Genomic DNA, 12,207 nt, shown 5'->3' with positions numbered 1-12,207 from the left:
CGTCCTTCGTCTGCTCGATGAACAGGTCGAACTTGGGGAAGCAGCCGCGGCGGTTGAGCAGGCGCAGGCCGAAGCAGTCGGCGAGGTAGTAGCCCTTCTCGCAGCCGCCGGAGCCATGGTCGGAGGCCATCATGACGCAGTTCTCGGCGCCCACGGCCTGCCCGATCTTGCCCTCGGGGTTGGTCATGGCGAAGACGCGCACGCCCATCTCCCTCATCTTGCCGACGGCCTCGAGCACCTCGGGGGTGGTGCCGGACTCGGAGGCGGTCAGCACAACGGATTTGTCGGTCATGCGCTTGTGGCCCATGACGTTCCACTCGGCGGCGTGGATCAGGTAGACCTCGAGGTCGCGGTCGCCGAACTTGTTCATGAGGTACTCGAGCTGCATGAACTCGTCCCAGGTGCCGCCGACGCCCATCAGGAAGACGGCGTCGTAGCCCTCCTCGTGCACGCGGTCGGCCAGGGCGGTCATCTTCTTGCCGGCCTCGTAGACGTTCCTGCCGTCCTCGAGGTAGCCCTCCTGGTCGAAGTGCATGATCTCGATCTTCTCGGTCTCCTTCATTCCCGCTCCTTTCACGAGCAGTTCGAATTGTCGCACGGACTGGCCGGGCTTGCCGCCCCGTCGCGCCGCTTAACCTTGTGGACATCTTGGCCCCAAGCTCAACAATTCAAAGGTTCTTAATACCAGTGAACGATTACAGGTTAGCCGTTTTTAATACCGATTTTTTGATTTCGTCCTCCCATCTCGGTAGACGGTCAGTTTTTGCCGCTCATCGGTCATGCGACACATGTCCGTAAAAAATGAGCACCCCGCCGTGCACGAGGATGCTCTAGACGCTAATAGTTGTAGGTATATCCGCCGGCATCGCCGCGGTTAAAAGACTTGGCATGCTCAATCGGCTGCCCACTCGAGTCATAGGTCAGGCATTCCAGTACGAGCGCCAGATCGCCCGGCTCAAGATTGAGCAAACTCGCATCGCGTGCGCCCAGCGCTTCAATATCGAGTTTCTCAATCGACTTGTCCGGCTTGCGCCCCAACATGTCATAGGTCTCGAACAGGCTGAAGACCGAAATGTCCACGTCTTCGATGCCCGGAAACAGCAGACACGGAATCAGCGTCATCTCGATCGATACGGGCTCACCATCAATGCAGTTGAGACGGCGCACCGAGTAAAGCAGATCGTCCTCGGCGATGTCAAACAGGTCGGCGTAATACGGGCCGGCGTAGCGTTTGGAGCGCGCCAGGATACGCACCGACGGCGTCGCACCCGACGCCAGAACCGACTGACGGAAGCCGCCCTTGCGTTCGTGCTCGTCAAACCACTTGTGTCCTACAAAGGCGCCCTTGCCCTGTACCCGACGAATCTGGCCACTTTTGACCAGCTCGTCCATGGCGCTTCGGATTGTCAGGCGCGTCGTGCCAAACTCCTCGGCCAGCTCGTTTTCGGACGGAATCATCGAGCCCGTCGGGTAGTCGCCGCGCTCAATTCGCTCCGCAATGCAGCGGCGAATTTGCTTGTAAACCGGCAAGTCTTCTACTGCATCAGCCATTCGACACCCACCTTCGTCGCAACGCCGTCCGCCTCCCCGTTATCGGCAAAACGATACTTGGTCGGCAGAATCACGGACTTGCAATACTCGACAAAGCCATCGTTCTCGTCACGCTCGTGCGAAGCTTTGTAAAACACCGGCGTGCCCTCCTGGGCACCCAGCAACTTGGCCTCGTCGGCGTTCAGACGGCTGATGGAAATATACTCCTTGCCGTGCGCCACATGGACATTCCCCTCTTTAAGCAAAACGTCGTAGAGGCTTTCCTGCTCAAAATCGTGATCGGGAAGCGAGGGGCACAAAGACAGGTTGACGTGAGCCGTCTCAATCGACGCCGGGGAACCATTAACCACGCGCACACGTCGAATGCAGAAGAGCGGCGTGCCCAGGTCGATCTGGGCTTTTTGGGCCAAATCGATATCGGCGTACACGACCTTGGACCAAACCAGGCGCGCGGTCGACTTTGAGCCAACCCTCTCCACCGCCTGCGTATAGTTCCATGTTTCCTGAAAGATGTTCAGCGGTTTGGGAGGACACACATAGGTGCCCGAACCGCGGCGGCTTTCCAAAGTTCCGCACGAAATCAGACGCGTGATCGCAGCGCGCAACGCCGTGCGTGACACGCCCAGCTCTTCACAGAGCACACGCTCGGCGGGCAGCCGGTCACCACCCTGCAGGTCATAATGTTTGATATACCAAAGAATGCCCTCAAAGGCGCGATCTTTGGGCGGAATCGCATATGGTTCACTCGACATGGGCAAGGCTCCTCAACCGCTTGATGCTGCGGGCATCATTGCTCCGGACGCCCCATGGCGTCGAAGGCTTCTTTGATCTGCTCCGCAACGTTCCGATACGACCGATATAGGCCGGAGTCTCGCTTGACTTCGCCCGCGGTCACCGGAATCTCAAGCTTCGAAATCTCATCCTCGCCGGTTTGCACGGCAACGATGACACCCATACCAAGGCACATATTACGCTTGGCAGCGTTGTTTTTGGTAGCCTGAGCTGGATTAATCAAAATCTGCTGAGCTAGTTCGCGATTGCTAAGCTCCGGCACATCCTCGGGATTTCCGGTCTCGACAATCTCGCACTGCAGCACGTCCGCATAGTCAAAAATCTTCGGCTCGCCGCCGCGCTGATGCACGGCCCACTTGCGGCGCGTGGCGTCCTGGTAGATAGCCGGCAAAAGTGTAAACCGCGGTGGGTCCAAAATCGTATCCGTGATGGTAAACACATCGGGATCAAAGGCATCCTGCGGGTTTTTCTTCTTGAACAGCCCCATATCAGCCTCCCGTACTAGTATTAAACAACTCAAGTTGAATATAGCACCAATTTCAAGCCGCCGCTTTACCGCATCGGTGCGTGGTGTCTATGGCTCGCCCAGCGGAAAAGTTCACGGACGAGGACGGGGGCGGGGGGGGGGGGGGGGGGGGGGGGGGGGGGGGTGGCGGGCCCCCCCCCCCCCCCCCCCCCCCCCCCCCCCCCCCCCCCCCCCCCCCCCCCCCCCCCCCCGCCCCGGCAATGCAATCTTGGCTGACCATAGTTAGATGCACGGCTTCTAAGGCAGCGTAAGCAAGGTCCCCATTACATAAAAAAGAATCAGCCCCCGCATATCGAAACGGTCGAGAGGGCCGCCTCCGGGCGGGTGCCTTCCTCTGAGAAGTTCGCGAAGCCCACTTCTCAGAGGAAGACACCCGCCCGGAGGCGGCCCCAGCGCGAGACCGTCCCGGATGCTATTCGTTGTCGCCGGCAGTTAGCTGCGTTGCGGAGAGTACGCCGTCGGCAGCGGTTGCGGCTGCGGCGTCGGGCCAGACCCAGTCGGTAAAGGCCGGGTGATCGAAGCCCTCGTCGCACGCGAACTCAAAGGCCTCGGTGCGGAAGGCCTCCCACTCATCAATCTGCTCGGCAAACTTATCGGCGTCAACCATGCGCAGCACGTCGGCGGCCAGGGCCCAGCGGTCCATGTTGTTCAGGCGCAGCATGTCAAACGGCGTGGTCGTGGAGCCCTTCTCCTCGTAGCCGTGAACGCGGAAGGCATCGTGACCGGGACGGTTCCAGATCAGACGGCGAATCGTGCCGGCATAGGCGTGGAATGCGAAGAGCACGGGCTTCTCGCCGCGGCCAAACAACTCAGCCCAGCGCTCATCGCTGATGGCTTGGTCGTTCTCGCAGACGTTCTGGATCTTGAGCAGATCGACTACGTTGACAAACCAGACCTTGATGCCCAGCCCGCGCAGCATATCAGTTGCGGCCAGTGCCTCGAGCGTCGGCACGTCACCGCAAGTAGCGACCACGACGTCGGCCTCGGCGAGCGAGTCGGCAGTCGATGCCCACTCCCAAGTCGCTACGCCCTCGGCGAGCTCAGACTTGGCCTCGTCGACCGTCTGGAAGGTGGGGGCGGGCTGTTTGCCACAGAAGATGGCATTGACGCAGTCGGTGGACTGGTAGACGCGCTCGGCCACAGCAAGGGCCATGTTGGCATCCGCCGGATAATAAGCATTCACGACATGCGTGTCGTTGGCCTTGTTGAGCAGCAGGTCGATAAAGCCGGGGTCCTGGTGCGAAAAGCCGTTGTGGTCCTGGCGCCAGACATGGCTCGACAGCAAAATGTTGAGGCCGCTGATAGGAGCACGCCACGGAATCTCGCGCTTGGTCGCTTCGAGCCATTTGCAGTGCTGGTTGACCATGGAATCGACCACGTGGACAAAGCTCTCGTAGGAGCTCCACACACCGGAACGGCCGGTGAGCACGTAGGCCTCGAGGAAGCCCTCGCACTGGTGCTCGGACAGCTGCTCTACAACCTTACCGGAACCGGCCAGCAGCTCGTCGTTGGCATCGTCCTCGTAGAAACCGGCATCCCACTGCTTCTTGGTCACCTTATAGGCAGCCTGCAGGCGGTTGGACGCGGTCTCGTCGGGACCGAAGATGCGGAAATCATCCATGTTCTTGGCCAAAACATCGGCAGTGTACTCACCAAAGACGCAGGCGGCCTCGGTGGAGCCCCAGCCGTGGCCCTTACTTGCGACGGGGATCTCGTGAGCGTGAATATCGGGAAGCTCGAGCTCGCGGCGTACCTTGCCGCCGTTCGCGTTGGGATTGGCGCCGATACGCAGCTCGCCGGTCGGCATAAAGGCCGTCACCTCGGGGCGCACCTGGCCTTCGGGCGTAAAGAGCTCCTCGGGCTTGTAGGAGCGCAGCCACTCGCGCAGCACGCGGAAGTGCTCGTGGGTGTCCTTGGCACTCGCGAGCGGCACCTGATGGGCGCGCCAGGAGTCCTCGGTCTTCTTGCCATCAATCTGCTTGGGGCAGGTCCAGCCCTTGGGCGTACGGAACACGATCATGGGATAGGCCGGACGGACCACGGTCTCGCCCGCAGTGGCCTGAGCCATAGCGGTGGCCTTGATGTCGCAGATCTCATCGAAGACCTGCTCGAACAGGGCGGCGAAACGCGCATGAATGCTCGCGTGGCTCTCGTCGTCAAAGCCGGCGACAAAGAAATGCGGCTTATAGCCCATGCCCTCAAAGAACTTGGCGAGCTCCTCGTCGGACACGCGGGCAAGAATGGTGGGGTTGGCGATCTTGTAGCCGTTGAGGTGCAGGATCGGCAGGACGATACCATCGGTTGCCGGGTTCACGAGCTTATTAGACTGCCAAGAGGTCGCGAGCGGACCGGTCTCGGACTCGCCGTCGCCCACCACAGCCACGGCCAGCAGGCTCGGGTTATCCATGACGGCACCGTAAGCGTGGCTGAGCGTGTAGCCGAGCTCGCCGCCCTCGTGGATGGAGCCAGGCGTCTCGGGCGCAAAATGGCTCGGAATACCGCCGGGGTAGGAAAACTGGCGGAAGAACTTCTGCAGGCCGGCCTCGTCATTGGTAATGTCGGGGCGAATCTCGCGGTAGGTACCATCGAGCAACGACTGGGCGGTGCCAGCGGGGCCACCGTGACCCGGGCCCATCAAGAAGATCGCGTTCTGGTTGTGATCGGCGATGAGGCGGTTGACATGACCGAACAGGAAGTTGATGCCGGGCGTGGTGCCCCAGTGACCGACCAGGCGGTGCTTAACGTCCGGGCGACCAAAGTCGCGCACCTCGCCGGTTTTCTCATCGACAAAGTCGGGGCGCATGAGCGGGTTAGAGCGAAGGTAGATCTGACCGACGGACAGATAATTCGATGCACGCCAATACAGGTCGACGCCCTCGAGCTCGGAAGCCGGCACCTCGTGGCCCAGCTTTTGCCACGGCGTCCCCAGTGTTTTAGCCATTGTTTATGTCCCTCCGCTGTGCGGTCGCCCTCCAATACGGCAACCATTCGTTGGGACTAGTATATTTGCTAAAACGTTTTATCATGGTGAAAAAACGTTTTATCACCCTTATCAATCACATCGATCAACAAAACGCGACATTCACCTGCGGCATTGTCTGCCACAGGTGCTCCACATTCGGTCTCTGCAAATTGATAAACGTGTTTAGTTATGTTTAGTAAGCTCGAGCACGCTGCCCTTAACGATAAGCGCCGGCTCCAGGACGACCTCTTCGGCACGCCTACCGCCCCTACCGGCAAGACGCTTGGACATGCAGCCAAAAGCATGTTCCGCGAGGACACCAGGATCCTGATCAATGGCGGTCAGCGCCGGCTCAAAGAGAACGTCGGCCGCCGAGTTGTCATAGCTCACCACCGAAATATCGCCTGGGATGCTCTTCCCCATCTCGTGCAAACGCTTGAGCAAACCGAGGGCAATGTTGTCCGAGCTCGCGAATACGGCAGTGGCGTCGGTTGCGAGCACCGCCTCCGAGGCCTCGTAGGCGCTCGGAATGTAGTACTCGCTTTCAAACTCCAAACGCGCGTCGATAGGCAGGCCAACCTCGCGCAGCGCGCGCTCATAGCCGGCAAGTCGCTTGCGACCCGTATTGGAACGACGCGCATTAACCAAGCAGGCAATGCGACGGTGGCCCTGCTCGATCAGATAGCGGGTAGCCATATAGCCACCCATCTCGTGGTCGAACATCACCTTGTCGCACTCGAGCCCCTCAATGGCGCGGTCGACCATCACGGCAGGGATGGGTAGATGGCTGACCTCTTCGCGCAGGGCACGGTCGTCCGAGAACTCGTCGCCTACCACCAGGAAGACACCATCGACGCCGCGCGTCACCAGCTGGCGCAGCAGTTCCAGGTCGTCGTCGGCGCTTCCGCCCGAGCTGGTAATAAAGAGCGCATAGCCGTCCTCGCGGCAGCGCTTTTCCAAGCTACCGGCAAGTGAGGCAAAAAATCGGCTCTCGATGTTGGGGACGATAAGACCCAGGGTGCGTGACTCGCGCATGACCAGGCTGCGCGCAATCTGGTTGGGAACATAGTGGTTGCGCGCCGCGACCTCCTTGATGAGCTTGCGGTTTTCTTCCGAGATGCGACAAGGCCGATTGTTGAGAACAAGCGAGACCGACGAGGGGGAAAGCCCCACCTCCTGGGCGATCTGCTTGAGGGTGACTTTGTTGGCCATCTCGCTCCTTCCGGGTTTACGCGCAATCTCTTGAAAGTATAGCGACTGCCCCTCTACCTCGATGATAAACACTTTACCAATCCGGTAGACGGCTGTTTTATCGCCGCCAGCGCACCAAATACGTCCAGGTGGGGTATATTGCAGTCGATTGATGACAACGACCACAAAAAGGCGGATATTCGGATGCACGAGAACGACTTTTTTAACGAGGACCTGCTGTGCGCGCTCGCTGGCGTTGCCGGCGAGGACAACGTGTTGATGAGCGAGCCCATGCGCGAGCACACCACGTTTAAGATTGGCGGCCCGGCCGACGTCTTTGTCACGCCCGACACCGAGCAGAGCCTCGTCGCTACGCTTGATACCTGCTATCGCTGCGATCTGCCACTCACCATCGTGGGCAACGGCTCCGACCTACTCGTCGGCGACAAGGGCATACGCGGCGTCGTCGTAGCACTAGGCGAGGGCCTCTCCGACATTACCGTCGACGGCACGCACGTTACGGCAGCAGCCGGTGCGCTGCTTTCGGATGTTGCAGCCGCGGCAGCCGAGGCCGGTCTCACCGGCATGGAGCCCATCTCGGGCATCCCCGGATCGGTCGGCGGCGCCTGCTACATGAACGCCGGCGCCTACGGTGCCTGCATGGCCGACGTGCTGGAGTCTGTACGCGTCTACAAGCCCGCCCACATGCTCGACGACGGCACTCGCGGTAGCGGCAGCATCATCGAGTTCGATGTCAACGAGCTCAATCTGGGCTATCGCAAGAGCCGCATCGCCGACGACGGCTTCATCGTGCTTTCGGCCACCTTCAATCTCGCCCCGGGTAACGCCGCGATGATCAAGGCCGACATGGACGACTACCGTCAACGCCGCGAGGACAAGCAGCCGCTCGACATGCCGAGTGCCGGCTCCACTTTCAAGCGCCCCGAGGGCCACTTTGCCGGCAAGCTCATCATGGACGCCGGGCTGCGCGGCCACGCTGTCGGCGGCGCCCAGGTGAGCGAAAAGCACTGCGGCTTCATCGTCAACGCCGACCACGCCACCGCCGCCGACGTCGACGAACTCATCCGCCACATCCAAGCAACCGTCAAAGACCAATTCGGCGTAGACCTAGAACCCGAAGTCCACCGAGTAGGCGAATTTTTATAAAAAGAAGGCCCCAAAAGGGGCCTTCACCATATTTATTCAGATAACCCAGTCCGGTGTGTCGTGCTCAGGACCCGTGAGGGCCGGGACAGTCCGAGAGGCATAAGGTTGATCGCGAGTTCCGCACGAGCCGGAGAGCACTTAATGTGCTCTCCGCGCGAGCAGGACTGCCCGAGCAGGCAACCTTATGCCTCGCCCGCAGTCCCGGACCAAGCCGCAGCTACGACAGCGCGATACCGCCGAGCCAGCCCCAGCGCACACCAGAGCCAGTACCGTAAAAGCTAATGAACGAGTCAAGCGACCTCGACGTGATGGCGCCCTCGTTACTCATAACGATGCCGCCGCCAACATAGATGCCCACGTGTCCGTACAGCAGACCCGGCATACCGGTGCCACTGTGCGACGAGTCGGCCACGATCATGCCCACCTGCAGCGCCGAACGATCGGAGCTGTAGCACCAGGCGTTAAACATGTCGCACGCGTTGCCGCCAAAGTAGCCCACGCCGGCGTTGCGGAAGACGTTGGTGACCCAGGCGGCGCACCAGTTCAGGCCAGGCGAAGGCGTGGAGTAGCATGCGTTGACGACAGCCTGCTGCTTGCCCGAGCCGGCATTCTGTTGCGGATTTCCGGGCGCATACGATCCGCCACCCGAGTTTGAACCACCCGAGTAGGAATTGTTCTTGTTTGCGGCAGCCGCAGCAGCGGCAGCCTTCTTGGCAGCCTCCTCAGCCTGGGCGGCAGCGAGAATCTCGGAATCGCGCTGTGCCATGAGCTCCTTGACATCGTCGGAGAGGCCGTTCAGAACCGTCTGGACCTCTTGCTGCTTGGCCTGCATGTCCTGCATCTGGGCAGTCTGCTGGTCCTTGAGCTTCTCCAAGTCGGCTTTTTGCGACTCGAGCTCGGACTTCTGCGTATCGAGCTCTTTCTGGATGGTCTGGATATCCTCGATGGCGTCGCGGTCGCTCTTGTTGATCTTCTCAACATAGTGCGCATTGGCGACGAGCTCCTCAAACGAGCCCGAGGCGAGCAGCAGCGACAGGATGTTGGTGCCGCCCGACTTATAGTTGGCGGAAACGCGATCGGAAAGATCGCCGCGCTTCTTTTTGAGCTCGGCCTTCTTTTCGTCAATCTGCGCCTGCGTGCTGTCAATCTGGCCCTGTACGCTCTCGATATCGTTGAGGGTCTGGGCGTTCTTGTTGGCCAGCGCCGCGTATTCATTTGCGATGCTGTCGAGCTGGGCCTGGACCTCGTCAAGCTGAGCCTGGGCCGCATTGAGCTTGTCGGTGGTTTCCTTGGTGGCCTCCGCAGCATGGGCGCGAGCGGGCAGACCAAAAAGAACGGCTGCAGAAGCGGCGCCGAACAAGGCCTTGAGGGCAGTGCGACGCGAAAGCTCCTGGGAAAGGATGGAATCGCTGTTTGGTGACATATCTACTCCGTTACATGTTTATTTATATGTCGCTCAACTCATACATATTAGCGTACATCCGACGCGTCCCAACGATTTCCACGAACGGCAGGAAACCCCATGGTCGGCGGCTCGTATGCAAACGTCAAAGTCAAGGTTATGCCCACGCCAAACATTTCCATGAGTACGTTAGCATGTTCGTCTGCTTTTCCTGCCCTGCACGTTTTGGGTGCCCCTGCCTGCGCTATACTCCCTCAGGAAGTGTTCCTGATTCGATAGGAGACTACATGTCCAAAGCACTCGACCCCAAAGACACCTGCGTCCTCGTAACCGGTGGCGCCGGCTTTATCGGCTCGCACACCGTCGTTCAGCTGCTCGAGGGTGGCTACCAGGTCGTCATCGTCGACGACCTCTCCAACTCCAGCGCCGTCGCCGTCGACCGTATCAAGACCATCGTGGGCGACAAGGCCGCCAAGAACCTCACCTTCTACGAGGCCAACGTGCTCGACCGCGATGCCATGAACAAGATCTTCGATACCCATCAGATCGACCGCGTCATCCACTTCGCCGGCTTTAAGGCCGTCGGCGAGTCGGTGAGCAAGCCCGTCGAATACTATCACAACAACATCGAGAACACCCTGGTGCTCGTCGACGTTATGCGCAACCATGGCTGCAAGTCCATCATCTTCTCGAGCTCCTCGACCGTCTACGGCGATCCGGATAACCCGCCCGTCACCGAGGAAGACCCCAAGAAGCCCGCGACCAACCCCTATGGCTGGACCAAGTGGATGATTGAGCAGATCCTTATGGACGTTCACACCGCCGACCCCGAGTGGAACGTTGTGCTGCTCCGCTACTTCAACCCCATCGGCGCACATCCGTCGGGCCTGATCGGCGAGGACCCCAAGGGCATCCCCAACAACCTGGTGCCTTATGTCGCGCAGGTTGCCGTGGGCAAGCTCGAGGCCGTTCAGGTCTTTGGCAACGACTACCCCACCCCCGACGGCACCGGTGTGCGCGACTACATCCACGTGTGTGACCTGGCATCGGGCCATGTGGCCGCCCTCAACTGGATGAACGGCAAGACCGGCGTCGAGATCTTTAACCTGGGCACCGGCACCGGCACCTCGGTGCTCGAGGTCGTCGCCGCCTTCTCCAAGGCCTGTGGCAAAGAGCTGCCCTACGTGATTCGCGAGCGCCGCGCCGGCGACATCGCCGCCAACTGGTGCGACGCTTCCAAGGCCGAGCGCATGATGGGTTGGAAGGCACAGTACGACATCGCGGACATGTGCCGCGACAGCTGGAACTGGCAGAGCCACAACCCCAACGGCTTCGCCGACGCCGAGTAGCAAAAACCTACACACCGTTCTTGCCCCGATCTCACGATGTGAGACCGGGGCTTTTTCATGGCATGTAACCATTCGCCGAAAATCGACCAACTTTTTTATCTTGCCTATATATGTTTAAACAACATGTATACAATAGGTGTATCGAATCAGAACATCGGAGGCGGACTGCACACCCATCGGCAGGCCGGCCCCACAACAAGAAGGATAGAAGACGGCCTTGCCAGCTGCGAACTCGTTGGTGGCGTCGTCGCCGGTCTTGGAGGCAAGCTGCGAAGGATCGCAGGTGGAGTCGGTGATGTACAGGTCGAAGATCTGCTTAAAGTTGTCGAGATACTCGCCCTTAATCTCGTCATCCTCCTGGTTGTGCTCCTTCTCGAACTCGTAGTAGAGCGGGAGGTTGGCGAGGTGGGTGGTGTAGCGCCAGCTGGAGGAGTCATCCATGCCGGCGGAAGCGAAGGCACCGTCAACGCCAAGCTCGTCCTTGCGGGCCTGAATGTCATCGGCGCAAGCCTTCAGCTTGTCGAAGGAGTTGATGTCCTCGGCCTTGTAGCCGGCCTTCTCGAGGAGCTGCTTGTTGTAGATGATGCCGTAGCTCTCCTGGACCCAGTCGATACCTAGATCCTTGCCGTCGGACTGCAGAGCCAGGGAGTCGTCGACGAGCTCACCGCGGACCTTGGTATCGGGCAGGTCGGCGCAGTAGTCCTTCCAGTTCTTAAAGACCGGTGGGCCCGTTGACCTGGAACAGGGTCGGAGCGGAGCTCTTGGACATCTCGGACTTGAGCTTCTCCTCGTAGATGTTGGAGGCGGCGGTCACGATCTTGACCTCGACGCCCTTCTCCTCCTTGTACGCCTTGGCGATCTCCTTCCACTCCTTGTCGACCTCGGGCTTGAATTGGAGGAAGTAGACCTCGGCAGCGTCACCAGAAGCAGAGGAGCCGGAGCCGGCGGAGCCACCGCAGCCCACGAGACCCAGGCCAAAGACCGTGGCGGCACCCTTTGCCGCCGCCTTCGGAGATTGGTTCGGGGACTTTGCCCCTTTTTCTGATTTGTGCAATACGCTGTTTGGCTAGTTATTTGAACAAGTATTACTAGAGCGGTAGAAAAACTTCGGTGAACGGTTCTTGATACATTCGTACTTGACAAATATTGTCTAAACAATTAAAGCGCCCCGGGGGGGCGCGTTACCCAACCCCCCCCGCGGCGGCGTAAATAGAAAACCCACCATATTAGGGGTTTTTAAAAACCCTTGTTATTTTTCGGTGAATTT

Annotated in this window: 10 protein-coding genes and 1 pseudogene; 2 read left to right on the top strand and 9 right to left on the bottom strand. The window is 59.8% G+C overall.

The window, feature by feature from the left end; all coding sequences use genetic code 11:
- The 6 genes and pseudogenes from ACTNA2_RS08660 to ACTNA2_RS08635 form a co-directional block, all read right to left on the bottom strand.
- Nucleotides 1-562: pseudogene (locus ACTNA2_RS08660) on the bottom strand (SIS domain-containing protein); the annotation flags it as partial.
- A 275-nt stretch (nucleotides 563-837) separates the two neighbouring features.
- On the bottom strand, nucleotides 838-1,551 hold the full coding sequence (locus ACTNA2_RS08655) for a GntR family transcriptional regulator (RefSeq protein ID WP_154515122.1): 714 nt from the start codon (nucleotides 1,549-1,551) through the stop codon (nucleotides 838-840).
- A complete protein-coding gene (locus tag ACTNA2_RS08650; RefSeq protein ID WP_154515124.1) occupies nucleotides 1,536-2,303 on the bottom strand; it encodes a GntR family transcriptional regulator in 768 nt (255 codons plus the stop codon). Before ACTNA2_RS08650 ends, ACTNA2_RS08655 begins: the two co-directional genes overlap by 16 nt.
- A gap of 35 nt (nucleotides 2,304-2,338) precedes the next feature.
- A complete protein-coding gene (locus ACTNA2_RS08645; protein WP_441015930.1) occupies nucleotides 2,339-2,830 on the bottom strand; it encodes a hypothetical protein in 492 nt (163 codons plus the stop codon).
- 451 nt (nucleotides 2,831-3,281) lie between these two features.
- Complete coding sequence (locus ACTNA2_RS08640) at nucleotides 3,282-5,810, bottom strand: phosphoketolase family protein (RefSeq protein WP_441049280.1); 2,529 nt, start codon at nucleotides 5,808-5,810, stop codon at nucleotides 3,282-3,284.
- A 204-nt stretch (nucleotides 5,811-6,014) separates the two neighbouring features.
- Entirely contained in the window at nucleotides 6,015-7,043 is a 1,029-nt protein-coding gene (locus ACTNA2_RS08635) for a LacI family DNA-binding transcriptional regulator (protein ID WP_441049278.1), read from the bottom strand.
- 183 nt (nucleotides 7,044-7,226) lie between these two features.
- On the opposite strand from ACTNA2_RS08635, the gene murB reads away from it, so the two are divergent.
- Nucleotides 7,227-8,189 carry a UDP-N-acetylmuramate dehydrogenase gene (gene murB / locus ACTNA2_RS08630; protein WP_441015927.1) on the top strand — a complete coding sequence of 321 codons (963 nt, stop codon included), beginning with the start codon at nucleotides 7,227-7,229 and terminating at the stop codon, nucleotides 8,187-8,189.
- A gap of 217 nt (nucleotides 8,190-8,406) precedes the next feature.
- On the opposite strand, the gene ACTNA2_RS08625 is transcribed toward murB, so the two are convergent.
- Nucleotides 8,407-9,612 carry a PcsB-like coiled-coil domain-containing protein gene (locus ACTNA2_RS08625; protein ID WP_427719726.1) on the bottom strand — a complete coding sequence of 402 codons (1,206 nt, stop codon included), beginning with the start codon at nucleotides 9,610-9,612 and terminating at the stop codon, nucleotides 8,407-8,409.
- 266 nt (nucleotides 9,613-9,878) lie between these two features.
- On the opposite strand from ACTNA2_RS08625, the gene galE reads away from it, so the two are divergent.
- A complete protein-coding gene (galE, locus tag ACTNA2_RS08620) occupies nucleotides 9,879-10,940 on the top strand; it encodes a UDP-glucose 4-epimerase GalE (protein WP_441015924.1) in 1,062 nt (353 codons plus the stop codon).
- A gap of 114 nt (nucleotides 10,941-11,054) precedes the next feature.
- Here galE and ACTNA2_RS08615 read toward each other — a convergent pair whose 3' ends face one another.
- Both ACTNA2_RS08615 and ACTNA2_RS08610 read right to left on the bottom strand, forming a co-directional pair.
- Nucleotides 11,055-11,627 carry an extracellular solute-binding protein gene (locus tag ACTNA2_RS08615; protein ID WP_441049282.1) on the bottom strand — a complete coding sequence of 191 codons (573 nt, stop codon included), beginning with the start codon at nucleotides 11,625-11,627 and terminating at the stop codon, nucleotides 11,055-11,057.
- Between the two features lie 25 nt (nucleotides 11,628-11,652).
- Nucleotides 11,653-11,994, bottom strand: coding sequence for an extracellular solute-binding protein (locus tag ACTNA2_RS08610; RefSeq protein ID WP_441049276.1), 342 nt, complete (start codon nucleotides 11,992-11,994; stop codon nucleotides 11,653-11,655).
- Nucleotides 11,995-12,207 lie beyond the last annotated feature (213 nt).

It is taken from the genome of Collinsella sp. HCP28S3_E9, from assembly GCF_052065455.1.
In the GTDB taxonomy this organism is placed as follows: Bacteria; Actinomycetota; Coriobacteriia; order Coriobacteriales; family Coriobacteriaceae; genus Collinsella.
This window is presented reverse-complemented; position numbering and strand designations above follow the sequence as displayed.

Coding starts and splice junctions, on each gene's coding strand:
- ACTNA2_RS08650 (WP_154515124.1), bottom strand. CDS start 2,303: ATGTCGAGTGAACCATATGCGATTCCGCCCAAAGATCGCGCCTTTGAG.
- ACTNA2_RS08640 (WP_441049280.1), bottom strand. CDS start 5,810: ATGGCTAAAACACTGGGGACGCCGTGGCAAAAGCTGGGCCACGAGGTG.
- murB (WP_441015927.1), top strand. CDS start 7,227: ATGCACGAGAACGACTTTTTTAACGAGGACCTGCTGTGCGCGCTCGCT.
- ACTNA2_RS08625 (WP_427719726.1), bottom strand. CDS start 9,612: ATGTCACCAAACAGCGATTCCATCCTTTCCCAGGAGCTTTCGCGTCGC.
- ACTNA2_RS08645 (WP_441015930.1), bottom strand. CDS start 2,830: ATGGGGCTGTTCAAGAAGAAAAACCCGCAGGATGCCTTTGATCCCGAT.
- galE (WP_441015924.1), top strand. CDS start 9,879: ATGTCCAAAGCACTCGACCCCAAAGACACCTGCGTCCTCGTAACCGGT.
- ACTNA2_RS08655 (WP_154515122.1), bottom strand. CDS start 1,551: ATGGCTGATGCAGTAGAAGACTTGCCGGTTTACAAGCAAATTCGCCGC.
- ACTNA2_RS08635 (WP_441049278.1), bottom strand. CDS start 7,043: ATGGCCAACAAAGTCACCCTCAAGCAGATCGCCCAGGAGGTGGGGCTT.